The 25,539-nt window shown below is 70.1% G+C and carries 27 protein-coding genes; 14 read left to right on the forward strand and 13 right to left on the reverse strand.

Annotated elements, in window-relative coordinates; translation table 11 throughout:
• Positions 1–453 precede the first annotated feature (453 nt).
• The 13 genes from FCN18_RS39600 to FCN18_RS39350 all read left to right on the forward strand — a co-directional run bounded on the left by FCN18_RS39600 (position 454) and on the right by FCN18_RS39350 (position 9,215).
• A complete protein-coding gene (locus FCN18_RS39600) occupies positions 454–618 on the forward strand; it encodes a hypothetical protein (protein WP_170200643.1) in 165 nt (54 codons plus the stop codon).
• 42 nt (positions 619–660) lie between these two features.
• Entirely contained in the window at positions 661–984 is a 324-nt protein-coding gene (locus FCN18_RS35565) for a hypothetical protein (protein ID WP_116052064.1), read from the forward strand.
• A gap of 56 nt (positions 985–1,040) precedes the next feature.
• Entirely contained in the window at positions 1,041–2,207 is a 1,167-nt protein-coding gene (locus FCN18_RS35570; protein ID WP_137097273.1) for an AAA family ATPase, read from the forward strand.
• A gap of 46 nt (positions 2,208–2,253) precedes the next feature.
• Positions 2,254–4,005, forward strand: coding sequence for a VWA domain-containing protein (locus FCN18_RS35575; RefSeq protein WP_137097274.1), 1,752 nt, complete (start codon positions 2,254–2,256; stop codon positions 4,003–4,005).
• Positions 4,006–4,107: 102 nt separating this feature from the next.
• The gene (locus tag FCN18_RS35580) at positions 4,108–4,443 is read left to right on the forward strand and encodes a hypothetical protein (RefSeq protein WP_137097275.1); all 336 of its coding nucleotides are present in this window, start codon (positions 4,108–4,110) and stop codon (positions 4,441–4,443) included.
• Positions 4,444–4,481: 38 nt separating this feature from the next.
• Entirely contained in the window at positions 4,482–5,366 is an 885-nt protein-coding gene (locus tag FCN18_RS35585) for a hypothetical protein (protein ID WP_137097276.1), read from the forward strand.
• A 24-nt stretch (positions 5,367–5,390) separates the two neighbouring features.
• Entirely contained in the window at positions 5,391–5,945 is a 555-nt protein-coding gene (locus FCN18_RS35590; protein ID WP_116051966.1) for a hypothetical protein, read from the forward strand.
• Complete coding sequence (locus FCN18_RS35595) at positions 5,945–6,277, forward strand: hypothetical protein (protein WP_116051967.1); 333 nt, start codon at positions 5,945–5,947, stop codon at positions 6,275–6,277. The genes FCN18_RS35590 and FCN18_RS35595 overlap by 1 nt, the downstream gene beginning before the upstream one ends.
• A complete protein-coding gene (locus tag FCN18_RS40950) occupies positions 6,274–6,780 on the forward strand; it encodes a DUF6283 family protein (protein WP_407675809.1) in 507 nt (168 codons plus the stop codon). Before FCN18_RS35595 ends, FCN18_RS40950 begins: the two co-directional genes overlap by 4 nt.
• 103 nt (positions 6,781–6,883) lie before the next feature.
• A complete protein-coding gene (locus tag FCN18_RS35605) occupies positions 6,884–7,111 on the forward strand; it encodes a hypothetical protein (RefSeq protein ID WP_116051968.1) in 228 nt (75 codons plus the stop codon).
• Positions 7,112–7,124: 13 nt separating this feature from the next.
• Positions 7,125–7,613, forward strand: coding sequence for a hypothetical protein (locus FCN18_RS35610; protein WP_116051969.1), 489 nt, complete (start codon positions 7,125–7,127; stop codon positions 7,611–7,613).
• 204 nt (positions 7,614–7,817) lie between these two features.
• Positions 7,818–8,999, forward strand: coding sequence for a hypothetical protein (locus FCN18_RS40405; protein ID WP_228714292.1), 1,182 nt, complete (start codon positions 7,818–7,820; stop codon positions 8,997–8,999).
• A gap of 66 nt (positions 9,000–9,065) precedes the next feature.
• Entirely contained in the window at positions 9,066–9,215 is a 150-nt protein-coding gene (locus FCN18_RS39350) for a hypothetical protein (protein WP_158303254.1), read from the forward strand.
• Positions 9,216–9,562: 347 nt separating this feature from the next.
• On the opposite strand, the gene FCN18_RS39355 is transcribed toward FCN18_RS39350, so the two are convergent.
• From FCN18_RS39355 to FCN18_RS35675, 13 genes are all read right to left on the reverse strand, one after another.
• A complete protein-coding gene (locus FCN18_RS39355) occupies positions 9,563–9,715 on the reverse strand; it encodes a hypothetical protein (protein ID WP_158303255.1) in 153 nt (50 codons plus the stop codon).
• Positions 9,716–10,050: 335 nt separating this feature from the next.
• Complete coding sequence (locus FCN18_RS35620) at positions 10,051–10,350, reverse strand: hypothetical protein (protein WP_116051970.1); 300 nt, start codon at positions 10,348–10,350, stop codon at positions 10,051–10,053.
• Positions 10,347–10,601, reverse strand: a complete 255-nt coding sequence (locus FCN18_RS35625) for a hypothetical protein (RefSeq protein ID WP_116051971.1) — start codon at positions 10,599–10,601, stop codon at positions 10,347–10,349. The genes FCN18_RS35620 and FCN18_RS35625 overlap by 4 nt, the downstream gene beginning before the upstream one ends.
• Positions 10,602–10,732: 131 nt before the next feature.
• A complete protein-coding gene (locus tag FCN18_RS39910) occupies positions 10,733–11,743 on the reverse strand; it encodes a hypothetical protein (RefSeq protein ID WP_206078066.1) in 1,011 nt (336 codons plus the stop codon).
• A gap of 221 nt (positions 11,744–11,964) precedes the next feature.
• Positions 11,965–12,945, reverse strand: coding sequence for a C40 family peptidase (locus tag FCN18_RS35635; RefSeq protein ID WP_116051974.1), 981 nt, complete (start codon positions 12,943–12,945; stop codon positions 11,965–11,967).
• Between the two features lie 65 nt (positions 12,946–13,010).
• Complete coding sequence (locus FCN18_RS35640; protein WP_116051975.1) at positions 13,011–14,102, reverse strand: replication-relaxation family protein; 1,092 nt, start codon at positions 14,100–14,102, stop codon at positions 13,011–13,013.
• A gap of 135 nt (positions 14,103–14,237) precedes the next feature.
• On the reverse strand, positions 14,238–16,790 hold the full coding sequence (locus FCN18_RS35645; RefSeq protein WP_137097277.1) for a type IV secretory system conjugative DNA transfer family protein: 2,553 nt from the start codon (positions 16,788–16,790) through the stop codon (positions 14,238–14,240).
• Positions 16,791–16,856: 66 nt separating this feature from the next.
• Positions 16,857–18,827: a VirB4 family type IV secretion system protein gene (locus FCN18_RS35650; RefSeq protein WP_116051981.1), complete on the reverse strand. Its 1,971-nt coding sequence runs from the start codon at positions 18,825–18,827 to the stop codon at positions 16,857–16,859.
• 6 nt (positions 18,828–18,833) lie between these two features.
• A complete protein-coding gene (locus FCN18_RS35655) occupies positions 18,834–20,063 on the reverse strand; it encodes a PrgI family protein (protein ID WP_116051980.1) in 1,230 nt (409 codons plus the stop codon).
• Positions 20,060–22,333: a hypothetical protein gene (locus FCN18_RS35660; protein ID WP_228714293.1), complete on the reverse strand. Its 2,274-nt coding sequence runs from the start codon at positions 22,331–22,333 to the stop codon at positions 20,060–20,062. Before FCN18_RS35660 ends, FCN18_RS35655 begins: the two co-directional genes overlap by 4 nt.
• A gap of 3 nt (positions 22,334–22,336) precedes the next feature.
• The gene (locus FCN18_RS35665) at positions 22,337–22,657 is read right to left on the reverse strand and encodes an Mbov_0395 family pilin-like conjugal transfer protein (protein WP_116051983.1); all 321 of its coding nucleotides are present in this window, start codon (positions 22,655–22,657) and stop codon (positions 22,337–22,339) included.
• Positions 22,658–22,869: 212 nt separating this feature from the next.
• A complete protein-coding gene (locus FCN18_RS35670) occupies positions 22,870–23,955 on the reverse strand; it encodes a sigma-70 family RNA polymerase sigma factor (protein ID WP_228714294.1) in 1,086 nt (361 codons plus the stop codon).
• A gap of 604 nt (positions 23,956–24,559) precedes the next feature.
• Positions 24,560–24,748 carry a hypothetical protein gene (locus FCN18_RS35675; protein WP_116051979.1) on the reverse strand — a complete coding sequence of 63 codons (189 nt, stop codon included), beginning with the start codon at positions 24,746–24,748 and terminating at the stop codon, positions 24,560–24,562.
• Position 24,749: 1 nt separating this feature from the next.
• Here FCN18_RS35675 and FCN18_RS35680 point away from each other — a divergent pair.
• Positions 24,750–25,539: serine/threonine-protein kinase (locus tag FCN18_RS35680; protein ID WP_228714295.1), on the forward strand; the 790-nt coding region annotated here is incomplete at its 3' end.

A 25,539-nucleotide genomic window follows, 5' to 3' on the forward strand; every position in this document is an offset into this window, starting at 1 on the left:
CCCTATAGAGGGATCCACCGGTGTCCCAGACTCGCTTGACACCAAGCAGGAAAGCACATCAGGCCCGGCGGCGGTGTCCCGCAACCTCATCATCCTGCCCCCATGCTCACCAGCGCATTCCGCCTACGCTATCCACCCCTCATTTCCCATTCCTTACTTCTTAAAAGAACCCGTAATTATCCGCGGTCTAATTCATGGCCGGCGTGCCCGCTCTGGATCGACCCGAAATGGTCTGACCTGTGCAAACATGTCCGGAAAATGCCCGCGATTCACGTCGAAAGGTGGCGAAAATTCCCCGGAATTGACCCCGGAAAACTATTGCGCGGCGTTCCGGGTCGAGTTACGTTTGTTGTGTCACCGGGACAACCGGAAACCACAACGAACCACCCGCCCCGGATTCGAACCACTACCCCGGGAAGTCGGAAAACCACCAATTCACGAATGGGGACCGCTATGTGCTACGCCGACACCGCCACCAACCCCGACGGAACCGCCGACGCGTTTTGCTACTGCGGTTGGTCCGAAATTCATCCCACCATCGCCGCCGCTGACACCGCCGCCGAATCCCACCAACGGGCAACCGACGCCGCCGAAGCCGAATTCGCCGCCGCCCACTGAACGACCACCCGCGACCGCGCACCACCCGAAAAGGGGCACACCGTGAACCACAACGCCAACGACCCGCGCACCGTGTTCGCCATCGACCCCGACGCCGACCCCGGGCCACTGCCGGACATCGTGGTGCGCCGTTTCGTCGAAAACCGGTGCACGGTCACGGGTGTGGTGATCGATCCCGCCGACGCGCAACAACTGTTGTTCGGGGTGGTCACCCGTCCCGACGGAAAACTCGCCGGAACCTATTACCCCGCCGACACCGTGCGCGGCGAGCACTGGCGAATCGTGACCGCCGACGGCACCCATTACCACGCCACCGACGAATACCACGCGGTCAAAGCGCTGATCACCACGTTCGCCACCGACTGACCCACGACACCACCCCCGCCGAACGCCTACCCGTTTTCGCGAAAGGACCCGACACCATGACCACGCCAGCCACGACTCCGGTCACGGGCAGCGCGCCCGCCGCCCCGGGCGCGGCCACCCGACTGCGCAACGGCGAACTTCGGCGCATGGTGGCCGAACAACTCGCCCACGACCCCACCGCCGCGCTCACCCCCGGCACCATCGCGAACCAGCTCGGCGGGAAGTCATCCGGTGCGGTCGGGAACGCACTGGCGACATTGGAAGCGCGCGGGGAAGCCAAAAAGGTCGACGCCAACCCGGTCACCTACCGGGCGACCGACAAAACCGCCGACGCCGCCACAACCGCCACAGTCACCCCGCGCGGGACCCGCGCCGCCCCCGCCGCACCATCGGCCCCCGCCGCCCCGCCCGCCCCGCCCGCGCTGGTGACCGGACCGGTACGTCGCCCGAACGGGCAGATGTATCACCCGCGCAAGCTGTCGGGGTTGTCGGACGTGACGGCGCTGCGGCGGTTGCGTGATGCGGGGGTGTCGGCGCTCATGTACGGCCCGCCCGGTACCGGGAAAACCTCGGTGGTGGAGGCAGCGTTCGACGACCTCGTGACCATTCAGGGCGACAGCGACACCGTGACCGACGACTTCGTCGGCTCCTACACCCAAACCCCGGACGGGCGCTACGAATTCGCCTACGGCCCGCTGGTGACCGCGATGCGCGAGGGGCGGGCTCTGTTCATCGACGACGCCACCCTCATACCGCCGACCGTGCTCGCGGTGGTCTACCCCGCGATGGACGGACGCCGCCAAATCCTGATCAAAACCCACAAAAACGAGGTGGTGGACGCCGCGCCCGGGTTCTACGTCGTGGCCGGACACAACCCCGGGGTGCACGGAGCGGTGCTCACCGACGCACTTTCGTCGCGGTTCTCCGCGCAGATTCACGTGTCCACCGACTACGACCTCGCCACCCAGCTCAAGATCGAACCGAAAGCGGTACGGGTGGCGCGGAACTTAGCTGCACGGCAGGACAAGGGCGAGATCGGATGGGCGCCACAGTTGCGAGAGCTGATCGCGTTCAACCGGATCGCCGACGTACTCGGCACCACCGCCGCCGCCGGAAACCTGGTCGGCATCGCACCCGAGGAGGACCGGGACGTGGTCGCCGAAGTAGTGCGCAACGTGTTCGGCGCCACCGTCGCCCCGCTCTCACTCGGACCACAGTTCTAGCCCTGCAACTCGCCGCACCCGCGACCGTCCGGAAAGGACGCACACGATGAGCACCCACGTAGCCACCCCCGCCGCCACCCCCACCGCCGTGTTTCCCGCCGCCCCCGGATGGCTGACCCTATCCGCCGCATTCGGCGACGAGGTACCCGCGATCGCCGACCGCGACGACCTTGTGGTGACCGTCGCCCCCGGGGCGGGACACGGTGCCCCAGCTTGTTTCTTCCCCGACTTCGCCACCATCGAGGTGGACGGGACCCACATGGACAACGGGGTCGACCCCGCCACCGTCGCCCCCCATCGGGTCGGGGACCGCAAGCGCTACCGCACCGCGTGGGGACTACTCACCCACGAATGCGGCCACGCCAAACATTCCGTGTGGCGCGCACCCGACGACGCACCCCCGGGCGCGGTCGCGGCGGCGGACCTGCTGGAAGAAACCCGCATGGAAGCCGCACAGGTGCGCCGCCGCCCCGGGGACCGGTACTGGCTACGCGCCAGCGCCACCCACCTCATCCTCGCCGACACCCAAGCACAGGACCCCGCCGCCGCACCGCAAATGACCCATGAGGACGCCGCCCGTAGCGCCGCGCTGCTGCTGGCGCGGGTGGACGGAGGCATCCTCAACCGCCGCGAAGTCGCCCGAGTCGAGCGCGTCGTGCGCGACGTTCTCGGCACCGACACCCTCGCCACCCTGCGCAGAATTTGGCGCGCCGCGCACCGCACCGCCGACGACAACGCCGAGGCCATGATTGAACTCGGGCGCCAATGGTGCGAAGCCATCGGGACCGACCCCCACCAACCGCCCGACACGCCCGACCCCAACGTCACCAACAACGGGAACGGGACACCGTCGCCGTTGGCGAACGCCATTAGCAGCGCCGCCGCCGCGATCGGGAGTGCGGTCGCTGCCGAGCCCGCCCCGACCGACCCCACCACGCAGGCCATGGATGCCCGTGCCGCCGACGACACGGCACGCCAGAAGGCACAGAACACCGCAAACGCGGTGTTCGGGGGTGCCTGTACCGGATACGAACCCACCGCCCGCCACATCCGGGGCACTCGCGCGCCGAGCACGACCGAACAAACCGCCGCACGGCACCTCGCCCGCGCGCTGACCACCGCCGGACACCGTGACCGCACAGCCACCAAAACCCGCTCGACCGTACCCCCGGGACGGTTGCGGATGCGGGGCGCGATGACCGCCGACGCACAACGCGCGGCGGGCGCAATCCCCAGCGCCGAACCGTTCACCCGCACCACCCGCTCCACCGTGCCCGCACCGCCGCTACGACTCGGCATCATCTGCGACGTCACCGCCTCCATGAGAGCGTTCACCGCCCCCGTGGCCTCGGCGGCATGGATTCTCGCCCACGCCGCCCGCCACACCGCCGTACCCGCCACCACCGCCACCGTGGTCTTCGGCGCGGGCATCGTCACCCCGATCACCCGCCCCGGCACCACACCCGCGAAGGTGACCGAATTCGGCACCCGCCTCGGCGGGCACGCCATCGACACCGCGATCAACGCCCTCGATGGTGGGCTCGACCTGTCCCGCCCGAACGCCGCGCGCCTGCTAGTGATCATTTCCGACGGCAACTTCGAACACGAAACCCGGAAACCGGGCCAGAACATGCTCGACCGGTTGCGGGCGAGCGGCTGCGCGGTGTTGTGGCTGGCGCCCGACAAGTTCGGAACCGACCCGATGGACGGTGCCACGGTGCACACCCTGACCGACCCCACCACCACCGCCCGCGCCATCGGACAGGCCGCCACCGCCGCCCTCCGCGCCACACGCTGACCCCGTCCCCTCGACCCCGGGCGGGGTGACAGGCCCCCCATGTCACCCCGCCCGGGCCCCACCGGCCAACACACCCATCCCAGACGCGAAGGAGTGTCCACAATGAACAACACGACGAACGCCACCGGGCGGCGTGTCACCGAACTCGACCACAGTGCCAGTTGCGATCCCCACCGCTACAGCTACAGCCGCATCGTCCGCATTGGCGAACACCGGGTGCGGGCCCGCATCCAGCGAGACTACTACCGCGCCCAATCATGCGCCGTGGCCGAGGTGTTGGCCGACGACATGACCTGGACCTGCCTCGCCGCTGACGACCCCGTCAACTGGATCGACGCCACCACCCCGCCCGGTCAGGGCTCGATCCACTGCGCCACCGAACTCGGCCACCTCGCCGACACCCTGATCAACCGCGCCGCCGCCATCCTCCTCGACTGACCGTTTTTTCCTCGACCTAGCAACGAAAGGACACCACCATGACCACCGCCCGCACCACTGCCACCACGCCCGCGAACTCCGCCGACCGTGCGCGATCCGTCCGTGTCGGGCTGTTCCTCGGCCGTGGCGACACCTCCACCCCGCTCGGTCTGCTGTCCACCTACCCCGACACCCCACCCCCGGACCCCGCCACCGTCGCCACGCTGCCCATCGGACGGCAGTTGCTGACCGCGACCACCGAACGCGACTACCGCGCCGCGCTCGTCGCGTTCGCCGCCGCGTGGCGCGCGGGCGGGTTCGGCGACACCCACTGCGACCACACCGACCCGCCACCCGACCCCGGCACGTGCCCACCCGCCGACGGCGACAACACCGACCACTGGGCGGGCACCGCCTACACCTTCGACTACGGTCAGGTTCTCTACTACCGCCCGCACCCGGACCGCCGCCGGGGCGGGCAATGGCACACCCTCACCCTCACCCTCACCGATTCGGGAGCAAGCGCGGTCGAGCTCACCCCGGCCAGTCGCCGCTACGGCGCCTCCTACCGCGACACCGCCGGACTCGACCTGGCGAACCTCGCAGCCTGGATCATGGGAACCCTGACCAGTTCAGCCACGGTAGGCATCCGCTACGCCGCCGCCGTGAACCCCGCCCGCGCCGAGATCAAGCTCTACCTCTACGGCCTCGACGACACCCCCGGGGACGGCGACGACCGCGCCACACGCGTCCGCGCCACGCTCGACCACGTCACCACCGTGACCACCCACCACAACTGGACCAACCCGCACGACGACCGGGACCACCGCTTCCGCCTGCTGCCCCACATCGTCAGCGAGTACGACGGCCCGGACCTGCGCGCCCACGGACGGGGACCGGGAACCGTCACCGTCGTCACCGACCCCACCCCGTTCTGGACCTGAGCAGCACAGGAGGAACCGTTCACCATGACCACCACGCCGACCGACGCCCCCGCCTCGTTGACCGCCCGCGCGATCACCGTCGCCCGCCGCCACCGCGACACCGCCCCACACGAATTCGCCGACCGCCACACCTTCCGCCTGCGGTGGGACCGTCGTGCGATCACCGCCGCCAACATCGCCACCGCCCTCGACGTCGGTGTCGACGCGGTGCTGGTGCGCGACGACCCCGACCGCCACCACGGCATCGCGACAGGCACCACCCCGGGTGACCTCATCGAAGTCACCAGGGAGGACGGCCGCTGCTGGTACTTCATCCAGGACCTGACCGGGTTCGACCCGTTGTGGGGCTGGCTGCTGCTGGGCCCGTGCCCGTTCTGCGGAGCCACCGCAGTCCCGATAGCGCGCGTCACCAGCCTCGCGGACCTCGGCGCCCACCTCGACCCGGACTCCGATCACGACAGCAACGACACCGCTCCCGACCCCTTCCACGGCGATCCCGGCCACCACCAGTATTGCTTCTACGCACCCAACTGTGGTGCGCGCGAGAGCCACCTCCACGAGAGCAGCGGAGGGTTGTGATGAACACCCACGCCGTCCCGCCCGACTATCCCGACAGCCTCACCCGGCATCTCGTGCCCCACGTGGACACCGACACCTGGTACGCGATCAGCGAACTCGTCGACACCCGTTTCCAGGTCCACGTCCTGACCGGACCGGACCGCTGGGCCGAGTACACGATCAGCCCCCTGGCCGGGATGACCCATTCTCGCGCCGTCGTCACAGCGGTGCACTCCCTGACCGGGCGCACTGTCGCGAGCGTGGGCCATGGCCGCTGCTGGGGCGACGGTGCCACCTACTACCGCGCCACCCTGCTCCCTGAGCTATGTCGAGCCGGGAGTGCTGCACCATGATCGCCGACGATCGCGCCGACACCGTCCCGCGCGAGGCGGACACGGCACACCCACGTGTACCGCCAGCAACACCGGGAACCGGGACCTGCGGCATCGGTGCAACGGGAGCCCTGCCGCATCGGCGTCGTCCCTGTGTCGAGTGCCCGTGGCGGCGTGACACACCGCCCGGTCAGTTCCCCGCCGACCGGTATGCCGCACTGGCCCATACCTCCGGCGCGTCCGGTGCCGAGGCGCGTCTCGACGCGCCGATGTTCGCCTGCCACAAGACAGCGGACGGTCAGGAACAAGCCTGCGCCGGATGGCTCGCGGTAGCTGGCGTCCATCACCTCGGAGTTCGCCTCGCCGTCGCGATCGGCCGCCTCGCCCCCGAAACACTCAACCCGACCCCCGGCTGGCCACCGCTATTCGGGTCGTTTCAACAGATGGCCGCCACCCAAGCACGGCGACCCTCCACTGAGGATTCAAATTTTCGCCCAAATGGCGCTCCGCCTGACCGCCAGTAGCCGTGACCGCCACTGGCGCCCGAGTAGGAATTCCGGGCCGGGGCATTTCGACCGTGACCCGACCAGTCATCTCATCGACGAATGGGGAAGGGGATCAAAATCCATGCACGACAGGAAGAAACGACTCATATGGGCCGTGCTGGCCGTGCTGCTGCCCGGACCGTGGACCCCCGTCATCGTGCTCGCCTACATCCTTGGCCGCGCCAGCGAACGCGACGAGGACACCGCACCCCACGACCTTCCGATGTCCCCGTACCCGTACCCACCGCCCGACCCCTACACCTGCCTACCGGCCCCGCTGTCCCAGGACCCGTACGCGCCACCAAGGTAAGGAGTGACAACCCATGTCGAGCTACACCGACTTCTACTTTGGACGTGGAGAGAACGCCGACTGGATCGGCTCCCTGCGCGGGGAATGCTACCCAGAGAACTTTCTCGCCGTCCCACCATCGCGGCTGGCGCTGACCGCGACCGACGAACACGCCTTCCGCGCGGCAGTCGCCGACACCCTCGACGTGTGGGAAGACGAACGCCTCGGCCACGCGTACCGGCGCGAACTCGGCTGGCCGTGGCCGTGGTACACCAGCCACAACAGCAGCTGGATCATGGTGTTCGATCCGGAACCGCAGGCGGTGTTCGTCACCGTGGGTGGCGGGATCAGCTGGCACCGCATCGACCCGCACGATCCGCGTTTTCCCGAGGGCGACGACCCACTCGGCCCGGACGATATCTACGCGTGGCTTCGTGATCCGGCCGCACCGCCCTCGGTGCCGATGCCGCTGATGCGCCCGAAACCCGTCACCGTGCCGACCTTCGGCGATGAGATCCGATGAGCCGCTCGACAACGCCCGACGTCGACCTGGGCGGGTATGCACCTGCGCAGCGCGGAGGCCATCACCGCCGGAGCCGGGCTGGTCCTCGGTCACCGCCAACTCCTCGCAGCCGACGTGCGGCTGCCGCGCAACCTATGTCAGCTCCGAGGTCCAGGAGTGGACCGAGTTCCTCCACGACCATGACGACACGACCAGGAGGCCAGCATGACCACTCGCCCCGTCGCCACCGATGTGACGCCGCTGCAGCCGTATTGCCCGGACTGTTCCGTCGGGACCGGCCATGCCCACCGTGAGGGCTGCGACGTGGCCCGCTGTCTGGCCACCGGGCTGCAGCGCCTCGGCCACGCCGAGTCGTGCCGCTGCCCGCAGGACGTCTGGGCCGGATGGTGGCCCGGGGAGGTCGAGTGCGCGGAGTTCGGGTGGATGCTCGGCCCCGGCCTGCCCGACCTCAACCGCCTGATGACCACCGCCACCTGGGATCCGGTCACCTACCGCTGGACCCGCCCCGGCAACCCACACCACGACCATCGAAGGAGAACAACGATGAGCACGCCCACCACCGCCACGGACTCGTCGGAGGGCATCGACCTCGCCGCCGGCGAGAACTGGATCGAACTCGTGCCCGCCGCCTACGCCCAACCGCACCAGGTCAGCTTCCCCGCCGTGATCGAACCGTGCCGCCACCACGGGCTGTGGGTGCGACCCCGGCTGCGTCGCGAGGTCGCCGAGGCCGTGTGCGAGTGGCTGAACCTGGTTTACCCACTCGACCCGGACTGGTACCCGTTGGCCCGGTTTGAAGACGACCTGCTGGTGGTCTTCACCGGGAAAGCCGCCCACCAGCACGAGATCGCCCTCGGCGAGGACGGCCGCTACCCGCTCGGGGAACTGGGCCGCTGGTTCCTGTCCGCCCCGCCCCGCACCCGCGCCCGCTTCTACCGCCAGCTCGATGTGCTGCGCGACACCGAACGCCACGCCCCGCGCTCGGGCGAAACGCTGGTCACCTGCGACCCCGACAACCTGCCCGCGAGCGGGTTCCCCGCCCGCATCGACACTCGACCCGCCGCGTCATGGGTGCCGGTATTCCGGCCGGAGATCGCCGAGGCCGTGGTCGTGTACTGCACCATCAACCACGACAAGTTCCCTGACGACCACCCGCAGGTCTACTTCGACGGCGACACCCTCGTCCACGTGCACCAGCACCTACGGGCGCTGGACGGGTACCTGCCCTGGCGCATCGAGCCCGACACGGACGGGAACTACCGCATCGACGGCGACGAGTGGACCTTCCACACGGTGCCCGTGAAATCCGAGGGAAACCGTGACTCCCACACGACCGCGACGACGTCAGACGATGGGCATCGGACTCGGCCGGGGAGCCCAGCGTGAGCGCGCCCCGCCTGGTCGACGAGCGGATCGCCACCAATCGGGCGTGGTGGGCAGGTCGCGGTCACGGTGCTGGAGCAGGCGCTGCGCGAGCCCGTCTCGGCCACGGTGTTCGGCGAGCGCTATGACGACACCGCCTGGCTCGAGCTACCGCAGCTGGCGGTCTGCCAGCCCGCCGAGGTCACCAGCCTGCTGTGGGCCCACCCGTACCCGAGGTGACGGGTCGTGCGGTGCGCGACCTTCGCCCGACCCGCGTCCCGGGAAATCCAGCTGAACCTCTATGGCCTGAGCGAACCCGCCGAATGCCGGGAACACAACGTCGAGGACCATCACGTGCACGTCCTCACCGACCACTTCGTCCCGGCTCTGCTAGCACGGGGCGAACGACCGGGCACGACCCATCATCGAGTCCTGAAACCCTGGGCCCGACCCATGTGGTCCTGCCGGGAACGTACTCGCTATGGCCAACCGCAGGTCACCACCGCACTCCGCGGCACACTCGCTGGCCGACGCCGAGGTGTTCACGCTGTCGGCAGGACCAACAGGCCGTCCTCGATTAATACCCGCTACACCTCGGCCTCGCGCCGCCAGGTGACCGCGCCCAAGCCGCGGAGCTGCTGCTCGACGCCGCCCGGGTCGTGGTGTTCTGCCTCGACGAGGAGCAGGCGGTCCGCCACGGGCAAATCGGCACCCGCGAGTACCTCGAGACAGCCGCGCACGCGTACGGCACCACCGCGCCTGAAGCCCGCGCTATGACGCCTGGGTCCGTCGCCTGCTCGGCCTCGACGACGGGCCGTTGCCTCCGGCCTCGTGGAACGGGGAGAAGGAAAGGTTCGAGTTGCCGGGTGGCCGACAGCCCCGGGGGCGGGAGCAGATGCTGTGCGCCACAGCCGAGTTGGGGGCGAGTGCGCGGATGACGGCCGGGAACTGCTGCCCGTGAAGCGAGGCGACTCCGGAAAATCCGTTGGTCGGCGACATCGTGATCGGCGACTGGCGCGCCGACGTGCCCCCCGGGGGCCGTCGGCAGCGGCCGAGGCACGGGGCGCGTGCGGGGTTAAGCGGTCCAGATGATGGTGGCGGGCGTGGTGCCGTCGTCGTCCGGGACGATGGTGATCGTCCAGGCCCAGTCGCATCCCCTGTGCCCGGGTAGTTTGCGGCGGTCGTAGCGCCGCCCGCAACGCATGACCAGCGGGCGTTCGGGAACCAGCCAGTGGTAAGCCAGCAGCGCGACGTCGACCCACGTGCAGGCACCGCAGCAGGGGGACGTGAGCACGGTGTACCGGGTTCCGGCGCGGTGCCGGATGACGGCGGGTTCGGTGGTGGCCTCGCCGCGCCGATAGGTACGGCGGGTCATTGTTGCCACCGCCGCTGGACCGTGGCGTGGGTGATCCACGCGGTGCGGATGTCCTCGATCAGCGCACCGGTGTCCCGGTCGCGCACGCTGATCAACGACCCCAGTCCGATCACGGCACCGGATACGCGACGGGGTACGCCGGGGTGCAGGTGGGCATCGGGGATCACGGCCGACACGATGAGCTCGTCGTCGCCGACGGTTCCGCGCAGCACTGCCCGCAGCAGCGGCAACGAATAGGGCGGGATGTGCATGACAGGGCCTTCCTTCGAAGGTTGCGGCAAATGTGTGTGCCGGACGAACCAGCGCGCAGGGGCGCCGCCCCAGAGTGTTGGCGGCGCTCCTACGCACGGGTAGCAAGTTGGTGTCGGTGGCCCAGGGGTGGCTACGCGCTGTGGTCCGCCGTCTCCGGGATATCGGTCTTGGCCGGGTGGATGGCGAAACGTTTCGGCGCCTCGCAGGTTTTGATCGCATACCCGTCGGCGACGAGCTTCTCCAGGGCGTTGTTGACCGCGCCGCCCGAACGGACCAGGTCCTTGCCGATCTTCGCGGGCCCGAAACTCTCGCCCGGGTGTGTGGTCAGGTACTCCTCCACCAACGCCCGCAGCCCGCCCTTACGCAGCCGATCCTTGTCCGTAGGGGCGGTGTCGGTGCTTTCGGCGACCGCCGGAGTTTCTGCCGGAGACGGCTCGGCCGCGATCGCGCTGTCCACCGGACCCTGCGGTGCTGTGTTGGACGGTGGTGTGGTGCCCTCGCTCTCGGCGTCGGCGTCGGCGTCGGCGTCGGCGTCGGCGTCGGCGTCGGCGTCGGCGTCGGCGTCGGTATCGGTGTCGGTGGATGGGGTGGGCGAGTGGTTGGTGGTGTTCGTGGCGGCGTTGTCGTCGTCGGCCTCCGATGTGGTCCCTGACCCTTCCTTCACCGTGCAGTCCTCGGGGGTGGAGTCATCGATATCGATGGCTGTCTCCTCGGTCGACCCCGTCTGTTCGGCCGTGGTGTCCTTGTCGGTGTCGCGGGAGTGATCAGTCGGCTGTTCGGTGCTGGGCGTCGCGGCCGTCGTGTTCGGCCGCGCGTCGTCGGTATCGGGTGCGGCGGTATCGCGGTTCGATGGTGCGGTCGTCCAGGTGTCGGGGTTGCGCGGGCCGTCACCTGCGGTGCGGGTCGCGGTGCCTTCGCGGTCCCAGCGGGCCAGGATTTTCGCTGCGGTCGAACGGCCCACCCCGGCTGCCATCGCCAGCGTGGCGGTGGTGGAACCGGGACTGTCGACCAGCGCCTCTCGTACTTTGTCCTCCGTGGACAGTTCCTTCTGCTGGCGGGGGTCGTCGACCACGGCGTGCAGGTGGCGGTCGCTGTCATCGGTGACGGTGGCGGCGTTGACGGTGCGGTTCTTTCGGGACATGACGAACTCCATGTGTGTTGGTGCGAAATGGGATGGTCATGCCCCGGCCGGGGCGCGGCCCGCCGGTGCGCATCCGGTCGTTCGGGCTACACGACTATGGACGCTTCGTCACCGCCTCCATGTCAAGCGATTCGTCAAACAAGACACGTGTCTCGTGTAGACATACGGCCGCACCACGGCGGCACGCCTCCGTTTCAGCGGAGAACGTTGATCAATTTTAATTAGTTTAATTGTGTGGGTCGAGTAGCGCCCGCGTAATCGTCTCCGGGATAGCGGTAGTTGCCGATCTGCACAGGTTGGTCGAATGTCGGAGCGTGCACCATCTTGCCTGCTCCGATGTACAGGCCGACGTGGTGGATGTTGGTTGCGGTGCCGTAGTAGACGAGGTCGCCGGGTAGTAGTGGTTGTCCGTCGGGGACATGGGGCCCTGCTTGGTATTGTGTGTGTGCGGTGCGCGGCAGATCGATCCCGGCGGCGTCGTAGGCAGCTTTGGTGAGGCCGGAGCAGTCGAAGCCGCTGTGTCCGTTGTCGGGGCCGTTACCTCCCCAAACATACGGCAGCCCTCTTTGCCCGCACGCGTAGTTGATCGCGGTCATGGCGGCGGCGGTGGGCGCTTGGATGTTGTTGCAGTCACCGGTTCCGGGAATCGCTGTTGCCGGTGTGCAGTGCACTCCGGATACGGCGGCGACGATGGTGCGCGCCGTTTTTTCGTGCTGTGCGTAGGCGTTCGGGTATCCCGAGGCCTGGACGGCTTCCGCGGCGTCGTTGACGCTCATCTTCTGCCAGTTCGGTGTGGCCGTGAGGCGTTCGAAGAACTTGGTTGCCGCGTAGGTGGGTGTGGTGACCTGTTGTGGGGTGCCCCAGCCCATCGAGGGACGTTGCTGGAAAAGTCCCAGGCTGTCGCGGTCGCCGTGGTGCAGGTTGCGCAGTCGGGATTCCTGCATCGCGGCGGCGATCGCGACTACCCAGCCAGGCTCGGGCACGGCCATCTGTTTGCCGACCGCGACGATGGTGGCGGCGTGGCGCATCTGTTCGGCGGTCAGGCCCGCCACCGTGCCGGTGGGCGCACCGTCGGGTGTGCAGATCAGCGAACCTGACGAACCGCCGGTGAACGCGCTGACCATTCCGGCGATCCCGGCGCCGATGAGGAGGGGGATGGTGAGGATGAGGGCGGCGAGGCCGGCTCCGAGTTTGGTTCCCATCGGTGGGTCGCTCTCCCTTCCGTGGTGCGTTAGAGCGCCTGGGCGGGTGCTGCCGTGGGGGTTCTCTAGTTGTTGTTGCGGGGGACGCGGTTCGGTGTGGCCGGAGGCGGGGTCGGGTTCGGTGGTGGCAGCCGGTACGGCGAGGCCGCCGCACTGTCACCGGTCTCGCCCTGGTCGTCCGTGGTGGCGGTGTCGGCCGGCGGTGGCAGGCTGGGCCAGGCGTCGGCGAGGTCGGCGAGGCGGTAGCGCGGGCCGGCGCGGTCGGCGCGGGCTGAGGTCAGCGGCAGCCACACCGCCTCGGCCGGGCTCGGGTGTGGCGAGGTGGGGTCGAGCAGGTTGGCTGCCGCGGTGGCCACCGGCACCGCGCGGGGGTTGTCGAGGTCGGCGTGGACGCGGGCCAGCGCGGTGCGGGCCCCGGCTTCGCGGCGGGTGGTGGGCAGCCACACCAGCACCGGTGTCGCGATGCCGGTGGACTCGGCCAGCCGCGCGTATCCGGTGAGTTTGCGGCCGACTTTGGTCAGGGATTCGGTGCCGGTGTCGAACTCGAGGAACCACTCCACCTCCTCCGCGGTGCCGCCGTCGGTGCGCCAGCGGCCGTAGCCGTCGGGGATGACGAGGTCGCCGAAGTGGCGGGCGCAGCGGGATTCCGACCACCACGCCACCGGCGCCTCGGTCCGGCTCGCCGCCAGGGTGTGGCGGGTGCGGGCGATCAGCGAGGTGAAGAAGTCGTTGACACCAACGGTGTGTGCGAGGCGCTGGTTGTGGGCGATGCCCATGACGCGGTCGTGCCGGTAGCCGAGTTCCTTGACCTCCAGGCCGTGTTCGGCGGCGAGGACTGCCGCCCCGGCGGGGCCGAGAACGTAGTGCATCGGCGCGGATCCGAGTTGCCGGAACGGCTGGAACCGAGACACCGCGCGCCAGAGGTAGAGATCGCGCAGCCGCTGGCGCGCCGAGCGGCCCGAGGGGAACGCGGCGTCCTGGATCTGGGCGGTGGTCAGGACGCGGTGCTCGTGCAGCAAAGCAAGAAGCCACTTGTCGCGGGCGGTGAGGCGGGAGGCGAGCATGGCCTGGTGCTCGACCGAACTGGCGGCCCGGCCGGTGCGACGGCCGGGCAGGTGACCGCGCAGTATGTGCTGGCGGGTCGTGGTGGTGATCACGGGCGTTCTCCTCGCCAGTGGTGCCCACAGGGTGTGGACAAGTGGTCATTAGGTGTGGATAAGTGCTGTGGGCAGTCCGAACTCGGCCCCGGACGGGACCGGCGGCTGCGGCAAGTTCGTTGTGTGGCTCGGTGGTTAGGGGCGAGTGCGGCGTGGATCGGTCTTGGGTGGCCGGGTCGGCGGAACCCGCCGTCCGGTTGGCGCGGACCGTGTCGAGGTGGTGGGCGCGCTGACGTGGGGTGTCGTGTCAGCGTTCGGGGTGGCGTGTGCGCGGCGCTGTGCCCGCAGGACAGACCGGATTTCCCGTGCCCGCCCGGGTATGGGGTCGGGCAGGGGTGTGGTGGTCATGGTGAAGGGCTCGGTTTCCTCGCCGTGCACGACGAGGCGGGTGGCGGTGTGGTAGACGCCGAGGTGGGACAGGTCGTGATCGGACAGCCGGGGCGCGGTGTGGCGGGCGAGTTCGCGGGCGTCCTCGGGGCTGGCGGAGAAGAAGATCTTCGAGCGGGCGTTGGTGGAGATGCCTTCCTTCAGTTCCCGGGTCAGCTGCCCGAGGTGCTGGTGCGCCAGCGTCATCGAGACCCGGAAGCCACGGGCTTCGGCGAGCATGTCCTCCAGCGGGTACGGCAAATTCAGAAAGTTGTGGCATTCGTCGACCACGAGGCTGGCGTCGGGACGCAGACGCTGCGGAACGCGGGCACGCGCGGTCGTGGCCTGCCAGGTGCGCGCTACCACCAGCGACCCGACCAGCCGGGTGGTTTCCTCCCCGAGCGAGCCTTTCGGGATGCGCACCAGGCAGATGCCGCCCTCGTCGAGAACCTGCGCCATGTCCACAGTGGAGCGCCCACCGGCGATAGCTTCTTTCACGAAAGGCCGCAACAGAAACGCCCTCAGCTTGTTCATCAACGGCGAGATCACCTGGGAACGGGAACTGTCGGTGAGATCGTCATACCACTGCCAGAACCCCGTCAGGGCCGGGTCGGTGAGCCCGGCGGTGATCCGGGACCGAAACGCCTCACTGGCCAGAAGTTTCGGCAAGTCAGCCAACGTGGGCACGCCTTCCTGAGCACGCAGTGTCAGGCACGCGGCGCGCATGAGGTCGTCGGTGCGCGGGCCCCAGAACGCGGAATACACCCGCCGGAACACCGACACCAGGTTGTCGACCTCACGGTCGGTTTCGCCGCCCTCCAGGGGGTTGAGGATGGGTGGGCGGTGTCGGGAGTCGGCGTCGAAGAGCACCACCCGCTGCGCGGCCGAGCGCGGCAGCCGGTTGAGGACGTCGGTGACCAGGTCGCCTTTGGGGTCGATCACGACGATCCCGCGGTGGTTGTCGGCGTCGTCGAGGATCATGCTGCCCAGCAGCGTCGACTTTCCGCTGCCGGTGGCGCCGAGCACGTGGAGGTGGTGGCGGGCGTCGGCGACGCGCAGGCCGACGGGCCGGGCGTGCCCGGAATCGGACTGCCCGAGCGGTTTGACCTCCGGTCCCGGCGTTGCCACCCCGGGCGGCGGGGCGACCGCTTTGGCGCCCGCGCGTTCGACTCCGGGGATCTCGGCGTCGGTGGGCAGGTGCGCGATCACCGCCAATTCCGGCACCGACAGCAGGTCCCCGCGATCGAGGCGCCGCTCGGCCATCGCATGGGCGGGGTGGCGCAGGCGGGTGCGGGTGTAGTGGTTGTGATCGGTGTAGGCAGCGAACGCGGCGGCCAGGGCGTGCGCCCGGCCCCGGGCGGTGTCGCGGGCCTGGCGGGCCAGCTCGTCAGAGGTGTCGCCGGGCAGGTCGGTGGCAACGGCGTAGCGAATCACGGTCTCGTACTGCGAGCCGCGCTGTTTGCCCACGATGGCCTTGTTCTGGGCGGAGTATTCCAGCGACAGCTGCGGATCGGTGCTGATCCGCCGCGAGTCGGTGCTCCGGGCGCCGCGGGTGGCGTTCGCGCCCGGGCTGATCGTGTCGAGAATCCGGCCACCGAGGCGACCCGAGGAACCCTGATGCACTCGGCGGGCTCGGGCCACGCGGCGGCCGGTGACCGGGCGGGCGAGGATCTGCACGCAGGCGCGCTCGTCGCGGCCCAGGCCCACCGGGGCGCCGAGCAGCCCGCGGATCGGGTCGGCGTCGAACGCCGTGCGGATCGGCAGTGCTTCCGAGCGGGCGAGGCGGAGTTGACCGCCGACGGTGATCCGCCGCCGCCCGGTCTGCAGGCCGGGGAAGGGGGGCGTGGCGGGGGTGGTGCGGGTGTGGGAGCCGGGCCAGGCGGCTTCGACTGCCCGTTCTACTAAGGACGGGGGGATGGGGCCTGGGACCCAGAACTGCACGGTGACGCCGTGCTCGCCGAACACGTACTCCATCGCCAGGTGGGGTTGCCCGGCCCACCACCGTCGCCAGGCCGGGCGCAGGAGCCCGACGAGGTTGGACCAGACCGCGGCTGCGCCGGCGGGATCGACGGTGGGCGGGGCGAGCACGGTGATCCTGCGAGCATCGACCTGCAACACGGCGTGGCGACGCGCGCGCCACCAGCGGCGCGCCACGACGACGCCCGCCAGCGTCACAGCCAGGACCGGAACGACGACCGGCGCCCACACCAGTGCCCACTCACGCAAGGCGGCGAGCAGGTCGAGCGTGGTGCCGCCGGGATCGCGCAGGTAGTCGCCCACCCAGTTCTGCCTCACCGGCGATGCCGCAGCGCGCGTAGCCATAGCGGGACTCCCTTCAAGAAAAGTCGTGCGCGACAAGGAAAGGTCGACAGCTGCGCCGGGGTCCGGTCACGTCGGATCGAGGTCGACCTGGCCTGCGTCGTCGAACTCGTCACCGTCGAGCTCCGCATCGGTGCCTGTGGCGACGGTGTCGGCTGTGTCGGCGGGGCCGAGGTCGATGTAGGCGTCGGCGAGACCGTTGTCGGTGGCGTCGGGGTCCTCCTCGGCGAACCGGGCGAGTTCGGCGGGGTCTGTGGTGATCAGGAAGTTCTCTGTGGGGGAGGCCAGCGATTCCAACGCCACCCGCTGCGTCCCCGAGCTGAGAAGACCCTGGCCCCGCTCGGCCGAGAGCAGGAACTGCCGCTCTCCGGCGGAGAGGTCGAAGGTCTCGGCGATCTCGTCGATGGCCTGCGGCGCCTGGCGCAACAAAACCTGGGTGGCCGCGTTGCTCACGATGGCTTTGCCGAGGTCGCTGCTGAGCACGTCGGCGGTGTCCTGCGTCGCCACGGTCAGGCCCGCCCAGTGTTTGCGGGCGGCTTTGGCCATGCGGAACAGGAACTTCGCGCCTTCGGGCTGCTGCATCAGCAGCCACGCCTCGTCGACCACCACCAGCCGGGGCCGCCGGGAGGCCGGGTTCGAGACGCGGCGCCAGACGGCGTCGAGCACGAGCAGAGTGCCGATCGCGCGCACCTCGTCGGGCAGATCCCGCAGGGAGAACACCACGAGGTGCCCGTCCGGGGTGGCGGTGGTGGGCCCGTCGAAGAGGTCGGCGAACGACCCGTCGACGAACGGGTGCAACCGGGCGGCCAGATCGGCGGCCACCCGATCACCGCTGTCGCCGGAGGCGGCGAGCACGTCACGCAGATTCCGCAGCAGCGGCGCCGGGCGCGTCCACGTCCGGGCGTCGTCGGTGATGCCCGCACGGTGGTAGGTGGCGGTGATCGCGGTGTCGAGCACCGCGCGTTCGGCGGCGGTGACCTCGGCACCGAAGAGCACGGCCAGGACGGTGTGCAGGAACAGGCTTCGCCGCTTGAGCGCGTCCTGGGGCGCGGTGCGCCGCCCGCGCGCGTCGGTGTGCACGGGCAGATCGAAAGGGTTCAGCCGCACCCCGCCCGCGCCGAGGTGCACATAGGTCCCGCCGACCTGAGAAGCGAGGCGGGCGTACTCGTCCTCGGGGTCGACGACGAACGCCTGCACCCCGTCGGCTGCCCATCCGTCCTCGTCGTCGCCGAGGGCGCGGTAGAGGCTGCGCAGCGTCTCGAGCTTCACGAAATATGACTTACCCGCGCCACTGCGTCCGAGGACGACGGAGTTGTAGTTGTCGCAGGCGAACCGGTCCCAGTGCACGAGCCCGGACGAGCCGATGTTGTAGCCGTAGAGCACCCCGGACGGCGCCGAGGTCGTCGGGTCGGTCGGCGGCAGATCCGGCGAGGTGAACGGATACGCGGCCGACACGGCCGCGGTGTCGAATGTCCTCTTCAACCCCAACGGGTCCAGCCCGATTGGCAGGGTGCTCACCCAGCCCTGCAACGCCCGGTAGGTCGCGGGTTTGGCGTCGAGCAGCAGCGACGCGCACAGCGACCGCAGCGCCGAGACTTCCTCGGCGAGCGCGGTCTCGTCGGGTGCGTGCACGGTGAGGTACAGCCCGAATCGGAACAGGCGCCCGTCGCCGCGGGCGATGCGCCGGGACAGGTCGGCGGCGTCCTCGGCTGCGGCGTCGAGCTCGGGGTCGTCGAGCCGGTCATGGCGCGCGCTGTGGCGGCGGGACGATTCCAGCTTGGCGCGCTGCTTGCGCAGTCCGCTGGCGGCGGTGGTCGGATCGACCGGCTGCACATGCACCGATACGTCCAACCGCGCCGGGTAGGTCAGCAGCGGCGCGAGCCAGCCGGGATAGACCTCCTGCGGATACCCGGTGACCCCGAAGCTCGCGACGAACTCGTTGCCGACCTCCAAGTGCCGCGCGGACACCGACAACGAGTCGGGGGTAAATGCTTCCGCTCCGGGACAGGCGGCCGGGGCGTGGTGTCTGGTGCGGGCCATGGGTGTCTACCTGCTTTCGATCTCGTCGTCGTAGTCCCAGTCCTCGTCCACCGGCAGCCACGGCCCCGCCGCCTGCGAGCGGCCGGAGCGCGACGGCCCGGGGCGGACCGGGCGAGACACCGCCGCGAGGTCGGCATCGTCGGGGCCGTAGAGGTCGGTGAAGGTGGTGGTGGCGGTGACGACCTCGTCGGCTCCGGCCAGCTGCGCCGAGGGCGGCAGGAACGTGTCGGGGTTGCAGGCCGCCGCCAGCACGCCGGTCGCGGCGGCGGCATTGAGCGGGGTGGCCACGATCCCGGCGGGGGAGAGCAGGTCGATGGCTTCGCCGAGACGCCGCACCAGCCGTTGCTCGGCCGCTTGCCGCACCCCGTCGTCCATCCGCTTCTCGTCGTCGTTGCGGTGGCGTCGCCACGGCAGCACGCTCGACGCGGAGGCGGGCACCGGGCCGGTACGCAACGGTTCGCGCAACACGAGCAGCACCTGACGGCGCAGCAGATCGGCGTGCGCGGTGAGCTCGGCGAGGTAGTCCGCGTGATCCCGCGCGGCGGCCTCCAAAGCCGGGTGCGGCAGCCCGCCGGCACGGGCACGTAACTCGGCGATCTGGGGGGCGAGGTCGAGCCGTTCGGCCCGCACCAGGATCTGCACCGGCGCGGTCAGGGAGTGCAGGTAGCGCGCGAAGGACGCGACGAGCGCCTCCTGCTCCCCGGGCGTGCGCAGGCTGAAGTTCACTGTCGAGCAGACGGCGATGACCGCGAGCCCGTCGGTGCCGAGGTCGACGACCCCGGCCTGTGCGCCGGTGTCGGTCACGCCGCTGGCGGGGAGTTCCAGCGGTGCCGGGGACACCGGTTCGGCGCCCGCTGAGGTCGCCGGGTGTCGTGCACGGCGACCTCGCGTGCGGGTGTCGGGTTGCTGGGCGCTCAGCCAGGCGGGGGCCGCGCGCACGCCTTCGGGCGCGGCGACCCGGTGCCGCGGGGACAGGTGCTGGCGCACGGCGGCGAGGGCGAGCTTGTCCAGGGACAGCCCGTCACACTGCCCGAGGGCCAGCACGGTGACCATGATCCCGACGGGCAGGGCGACGATGAGGAACACCGGCAGCGGCACCACGGTGCGGGTGAGCGAGTAGAAACCGTAGAGCAGGAGGCCGGCGACGCCGAGGATCGCGAGTTGCCGGGCGGTCAGGGGCCCGAGCACCCGGTCCGGGCGGTCGACGTCGGCGGGCACACGCACGGGAGAAGTCATGGCTCACGGTCCTCACTTCTTCTGGGGCCCCGGCGACCGGGCAGGTCCAAGGGCAGGGGCAGTTGCGTTCCGGCGCGCCGCTTCGGCGGCGGCGCTGAGGCGCCCGCGTCCTTGGCCGGTGGCGGTGGCGTGGGTTTGGGCTGGCGTCGGACTCCGAGCGGCAGCGGGTACTGGCCCGAGGCCAGTGGCCGGTTGCCGGTGTAGGCATCGCGCGTCGGGCGACGCGGGGCGCGGGCGGCGCCGTTGATCTGCCCGGACGGGGTGATCAGCCCTGGGCCGGTCTGCCGGGGCGGGCTGGCCGGTGCGTGCTCGGCGAGGTCGTCGGCCAACGCCCGGCGCCCGACGCGATCCGGCTCTCGCCGCGTGGTGATCGGCAACCCGAGCTGATCGCGAGGAAGCGCGCCGGGGAGATCGTCGGGCGGCAGTGCTCGCGGGTTCGCCGACACCGTCTGCTCGTCCCCGGAGCCGCGCGTGGTGAACAGCGACATCTGCCCCGGACCTGCCCGGCGGTCCGTTCCCGGGCCGGTGTCCGCCAGCTCGCCGAGGCGCGGTGACCGGCGCGGCCCGGGGCGTGTGCGGCGGACTCGCATCGGCAGCATGAACTGGCCCGAGCGGGTGACCGGCGGGTCCGCCGGAGCACCACCACCGCCGCCGCGCACTCGGGGCCCGCCGCCTTTGCCGCCGAACAGGGAGCTGGCGCCGCCGAGCAGGCCCATGGTCTTGTAGGCGATCGCGCCGCGCACCAGCGAGCCCAGCATCGAGCGTCCTCCGCCGCTCACCGGGCGCAGGCACCAGAACGGAATCTTGATCAGCACCCACATCAGCGCCAAGCACATCAGCAGGTTGACTAGCCCGTTCAGGGTCGGGCCGAACACGGTGAACCCGCCCGGCGCGAAGAAGACCCGCAACGCGACCACCAGCGCCAGCGACTGGCCGACCTGGATGGCCAGCACCCCGCCGAAGGCTTTCCACCACGCGTGCGCGATGCCCTCGGTGTGGGGCAGGGCGTGCCACATCAGCGCGATCGGGGCGGCGGCGATCAGCAGGATCGTCACCATCACCCGCACGATGAACGTGACCAGCAAAACGATGATCATCACCGCGAGGGCCAAGCCGATGAAGATCAGCCACAGTCCGCCGCCGTTGAGGGCATTGAGCACCATGTCGGTCAGCGCCTTGCCCGCCGCCTCCGGGCTGACACCGGAACCCATCACCGCGTGGGCGAGGGCGTTGGCGATCTGGATCGTCTTGGTCGCGAGAAACAAGCTCAGAGTTCCGGCGAGAAACCCGATGACAACCCGGGGCCCGATCTCCTTGATGGTGTAGCGGGTCTGCAGGGTCTCGTAGCCCATGACGACCATCCCGGCGATGAGCACGATGATCACGTAGGCCGTCAGCAGGATCTGCCACGACTCGGTCCACAGCTGTCCGACACTGGGCAGTGAGCTCGGCTCGGGCGTGGTCAGCAGCGTCTGGCCCAGCAACTCCAGCAGCGGGTTGAGTGCGTCGGTGACCACACTGCGGAAGAAGCTGTCGATGCCCTCGGTGACGCAGGCGATCGGGTCGGTGAGCCCGCACTCATCGGGCCGGTCTCCGCTGCCCGTGCCCGGCGTCGGGAGGTTGCCCGGCGCGTGCGGGTCGATCGGGGTCGGCTGCGGAATGCAGTTCGGCCCTTCACACGGCGCGGGCACGGATGTTGTCGGCGGCGGAGTGCCGCCGAGCGGGCCGCACTCGGGCATCAAGGCACCCGGGAAACACGACACCGGCGGCTGTGACGGCGGCGGCACCAGGGGAGTGCTCGGCAGCCCCGAGGGTGTCGGCTCCTGGGGGCCGGTGGGCAGCATGCACGCGGGGTCGCCCGAGCCCGGGCCGCAGTCAGGTTGCGGTACCGGAGGCAACGGCAGTACCGGCGGTTGCGCGGGCACCAGCGGTGCCGCCGCTGCCCTGGGCGTGAGTGCACCGCCGGGCGCGGCCGAGGCGGTCAGCGCGATTCCGGCGAGGGTCGCCAGCAGCGACACCAGCACCGCGAGGGCGCCGGCCCAGCGACGTGGGGGCAGCCACTGTGCCCCACCGCCGTGTCCGCGACGGCTCCTCGCGCGACCCGTCGGCGCCCCGACCATGAGCCGCTCGTCGCGGCCGGGCCCGATGCTCGCGGTGCTGGTGTCGCTGCCCGAATCGGTGGCTCGGGCAGGACGCACGCCTGACGTCATCGCGTGGCGCCGGGCGAGGGCGCGTGGCCGGGCTGACGGGGGGTGGCGCTGTGCGGTCATGGGTCACACCCCGCCCACGATGCCTTTGAGGATCTCGACCACGAGCGGGGCGAGTGCGGCGAGGCCGAAGCCGATCCCGGCGGCCTTGAACGCGCCCTTGGCTTTCTCGATCTCGCCCGGGTCGCCGGAGGCCATCAGGTAGCGCAGCCCGCCGATGGTCAAAAACACCACGGCGACCCCGGCGAGGATCCCCATGATCCAGCTGCGGATGTTGTTGAGGACCTCGTCAACGGTTTGCGCGAGTGCGACGATCTGGACCGTCTCCGCTCGCGCGACTGAGGACGTCAGCAGCAGCCCGGCGGCGACCAGCCACCCGAGGAGCAGGACGACACGGGGGTGGCGCGTACCTGGCCGTGGCCGCCCGGGCGCGGGGGCGGTGTCGGCCGAGCCCGCGCAGCGACTCCCGATGTGGTGGGTGGTTGCGGTCGCGGACTGGGGAGGTGCCGGACGCGGTCGCTGCGTGGGAGTCGAGGAGCCGGGACGGCGCGGTGCCGTACGGCGTGCGGGCGGGCGGAGATGGCGGTGGCGATGTGGTGTCAGTCGCATGAGCGGGCCTCCTGAGTGAGCGCCGAGCGGCGGGGCGGGTGTGCGGGCAGTTGGGTCCCGCGTGCGCTAACTCCGGATTTCGGGGCGTTTGGAGACACCGGGCGCACGAATTTCTTCGCCAGTTCCGGACTCAGGCGTGTCACGGTGCGTAGCCGTTGCCGATGGGTGTGGGAGAGACGCAGGGCTGGGTGCCGGGGCCCGCTGGGGTGGCCGCGATAGCTGGTGTCCGGGGCCGGTGGGGAGGTGTCGTCGGCGGGCTCGTCGACTGGCTCGGTGAGGTAGCGGGTCAGTCGCTGCTCGGCGCGATGACGTGTTTTCTGAACTGCCTTGTACGGCTCGCCGCGCGCGTGCGCGGCCTCGGTCAATGACAGTTCCCCGAAGCGAGTGGCCGAGATCAGCGCGGCTTCGTCGGTCGTGATGACGCCCGCGCGCACGGCGGTCACGAGCACGAGGTCGGGGTGTCCGCCCGGGCGGTGTGGTGGAGTGGAGCGGAAGCCGATGTCCTCCATCGGCGGCGCGGCGTCGAGGGCTTCGCGCAGCGCGGTGTATCCGGCGCGGTAAGCCGCCCACCGCAGTCGCACGAGGATCGCCGGGCGATCCAGAGCGACCTCGCCGAGCCCGTCGAGGAACCCGGTCAGAACGGCGGCGTGGATGTCGTGCTTGTCACCGCGGAACCGGTTGGTCAGCTGCGCGGCGACCGGCAGCAGCACCGGCATCGCCAGGCCGACGCACGCCATGGTCCAGGTCCCGCCTTCCGCGCGCGCCCGGGCGATCAGATAGGTCCACGTCGCGTCGCGGGTCGCCTGGGTGCAGTCCTCTGTCAACAGCAGCGCCCCGAGTTCGTCCAGCGGTATCGGACGGGAGGGAAGCCCGAGGATCGAAGCGCCGTCCACGCACACCGGATGCGGGCCGGTCACCAGCCACTCTAAGGTCGAGGCGGCGACGTCGAACACCCCGTCTTCCCGTGCGTATTCGTCACTGCGGCGAAGAGAGAAAACGCCCGATTCGTGATCGGTTTCCGGTAACGACGAATCCATGTTGGCTACTCCCTGGTAAAGGCGGAATCGGTGCCCCACCAGAGAGCCATCCAGGGCGCCTCGAAACCGCCTCAAAAGCGCCTCCCGGCCGCCTCACAAGCGCATCAAAGGGCGCCTCAAGCGCAGCTGCGCGTGCATTGCCGAAGATCGACGAACGTGACCTTCGGACGGGGTTGCAGCGCTTGAGGCGCCCACAGTTATGGCCTTGAGCTGCGCTGACACGCGTTAGCAGGGGTAACCGAGCGTGTCGCTTCAAGCGCTTTGCGTTACAGGCGGAGGTGTGGATGCGCGCAGCAGGGTGCGACGGGAAAGTTCTTGCAACCCTTCGCGAAGCCTCGGCGAATAGGGGGACAGATCATCACCTGAGTGGCGAAGTCGCGATTCTTTGTCCCGACCAGGCGGAATGACGTTCGCTGTCCTGAATCTCGGAAGTTTTGTGAACTTTTCCGGGAGCGAGTGTCTCCAAATGGCCTTTTTTCCGGAGTTAGCCGGTGACCGCATCCACCGTCGGGAACGCACCGGCGGCACTCACTTTCAGGAGGCTTCTCATGACCCAGCGCGCGCAGTCCCCGGACGGCCGTCCTGGTCGCCGGACAGACTCGACTCGCCCGCCGCGCACCCGGCGCGGTGGCGATCGCGCCCCCTACCCCGGAGCCCGCACGCGCACCGCCGCGGCGGGCGCCGGCGGGACCCGCGCGACCTCGCGTCCCGAAGGCGCGCCGTCGCCGTCGCGCCGTCGCCGGGTGCCCTCGTCGACGGCGCCAACTCCGGCCACCGTGTGGACATGCGGGCCCGAGCCGATCGACGCCCACGCGGCGTGGCCGGTGCCCATCGTGAAGACCCTCACGGCGGCATTCACCGACCCCGGCGCACATGTCGTTCTGGTCGACATCGACACCGCGCCGACCATGGTCACGACCCCTGCCACCGACGGCGTCACGACGGCTGGGGCGGAGTCGGTGGCGACGGCGCGGGAGGCGGTGCGCGCGCTCGACCGAACCCCCGAGACGCTCACTCTCGACCCACGCACGCACGTGCCCGCCGCGTCGTCGCGGCCGTTCTGGGCCGACCTCGTCACCGACTCCGCCGACCCGTCCGCGGCGCTTGCCGGAACACCGTCGCTCCCGGCGAGCACCGGAGCCCTCGACAACGCGGACGCGTCCGCTCCGGCGCGCGGCGCGCGTGCGGATCTGGTGCTCGTGTCAGTGCCCGCCCGTGCCGCCGAGACGGTGTCACTGGACCGGCTCGCGCTGCTGGCAGCGGACCGGCTGCGCTCGGGCGGCATCTTCGCGGTGTATACGCACAGTGACTGGACGCGGGGGCGTTTGGTCGACCCGACCGGCGCGATCGTGGCCGCCTGCCAGCACGCCGATCTGCTCTACCTACAGCACATCGTCGCCCTGCACACCCCCGTCGAGAAAGGGCGCCTGCGCGCCGCGCCGACTGCGACCGTGGCCGCCGAATATGACCGCACCCGGCACCGCGCGGCGGTGCGCGGACTGCCCGCACCGCACCTTCGCGCGCACGGCGATGTCCTCGCGTTCGCACAACCCGCGAGCCCCGTGAGTTCATGCGAAGTGAGGGGTTTTCAGGACGAACCCACGGGTGGGTTGACCGGATCTT

This window comes from Prauserella endophytica (assembly GCF_005146945.1).
Classification (GTDB): Bacteria; Actinomycetota; Actinomycetes; order Mycobacteriales; family Pseudonocardiaceae; genus Prauserella_A; species Prauserella_A endophytica.

Coding starts and splice junctions, on each gene's coding strand:
- FCN18_RS39600 (WP_170200643.1), top strand. CDS start 454: ATGTGCTACGCCGACACCGCCACCAACCCCGACGGAACCGCCGACGCG.
- FCN18_RS35570 (WP_137097273.1), top strand. CDS start 1,041: ATGACCACGCCAGCCACGACTCCGGTCACGGGCAGCGCGCCCGCCGCC.
- FCN18_RS35575 (WP_137097274.1), top strand. CDS start 2,254: ATGAGCACCCACGTAGCCACCCCCGCCGCCACCCCCACCGCCGTGTTT.
- FCN18_RS35580 (WP_137097275.1), top strand. CDS start 4,108: ATGAACAACACGACGAACGCCACCGGGCGGCGTGTCACCGAACTCGAC.
- FCN18_RS35585 (WP_137097276.1), top strand. CDS start 4,482: ATGACCACCGCCCGCACCACTGCCACCACGCCCGCGAACTCCGCCGAC.
- FCN18_RS35590 (WP_116051966.1), top strand. CDS start 5,391: ATGACCACCACGCCGACCGACGCCCCCGCCTCGTTGACCGCCCGCGCG.
- FCN18_RS35595 (WP_116051967.1), top strand. CDS start 5,945: ATGAACACCCACGCCGTCCCGCCCGACTATCCCGACAGCCTCACCCGG.
- FCN18_RS40950 (WP_407675809.1), top strand. CDS start 6,274: ATGATCGCCGACGATCGCGCCGACACCGTCCCGCGCGAGGCGGACACG.
- FCN18_RS35605 (WP_116051968.1), top strand. CDS start 6,884: ATGCACGACAGGAAGAAACGACTCATATGGGCCGTGCTGGCCGTGCTG.
- FCN18_RS35610 (WP_116051969.1), top strand. CDS start 7,125: ATGTCGAGCTACACCGACTTCTACTTTGGACGTGGAGAGAACGCCGAC.
- FCN18_RS40405 (WP_228714292.1), top strand. CDS start 7,818: ATGACCACTCGCCCCGTCGCCACCGATGTGACGCCGCTGCAGCCGTAT.
- FCN18_RS35620 (WP_116051970.1), bottom strand. CDS start 10,350: ATGACCCGCCGTACCTATCGGCGCGGCGAGGCCACCACCGAACCCGCC.
- FCN18_RS35625 (WP_116051971.1), bottom strand. CDS start 10,601: ATGCACATCCCGCCCTATTCGTTGCCGCTGCTGCGGGCAGTGCTGCGC.
- FCN18_RS39910 (WP_206078066.1), bottom strand. CDS start 11,743: ATGTCCCGAAAGAACCGCACCGTCAACGCCGCCACCGTCACCGATGAC.
- FCN18_RS35635 (WP_116051974.1), bottom strand. CDS start 12,945: ATGGGAACCAAACTCGGAGCCGGCCTCGCCGCCCTCATCCTCACCATC.
- FCN18_RS35645 (WP_137097277.1), bottom strand. CDS start 16,790: ATGGCTACGCGCGCTGCGGCATCGCCGGTGAGGCAGAACTGGGTGGGC.
- FCN18_RS35650 (WP_116051981.1), bottom strand. CDS start 18,827: ATGGCCCGCACCAGACACCACGCCCCGGCCGCCTGTCCCGGAGCGGAA.
- FCN18_RS35655 (WP_116051980.1), bottom strand. CDS start 20,063: ATGACTTCTCCCGTGCGTGTGCCCGCCGACGTCGACCGCCCGGACCGG.
- FCN18_RS35660 (WP_228714293.1), bottom strand. CDS start 22,333: ATGACCGCACAGCGCCACCCCCCGTCAGCCCGGCCACGCGCCCTCGCC.
- FCN18_RS35675 (WP_116051979.1), bottom strand. CDS start 24,748: ATGGGCACCGGCCACGCCGCGTGGGCGTCGATCGGCTCGGGCCCGCAT.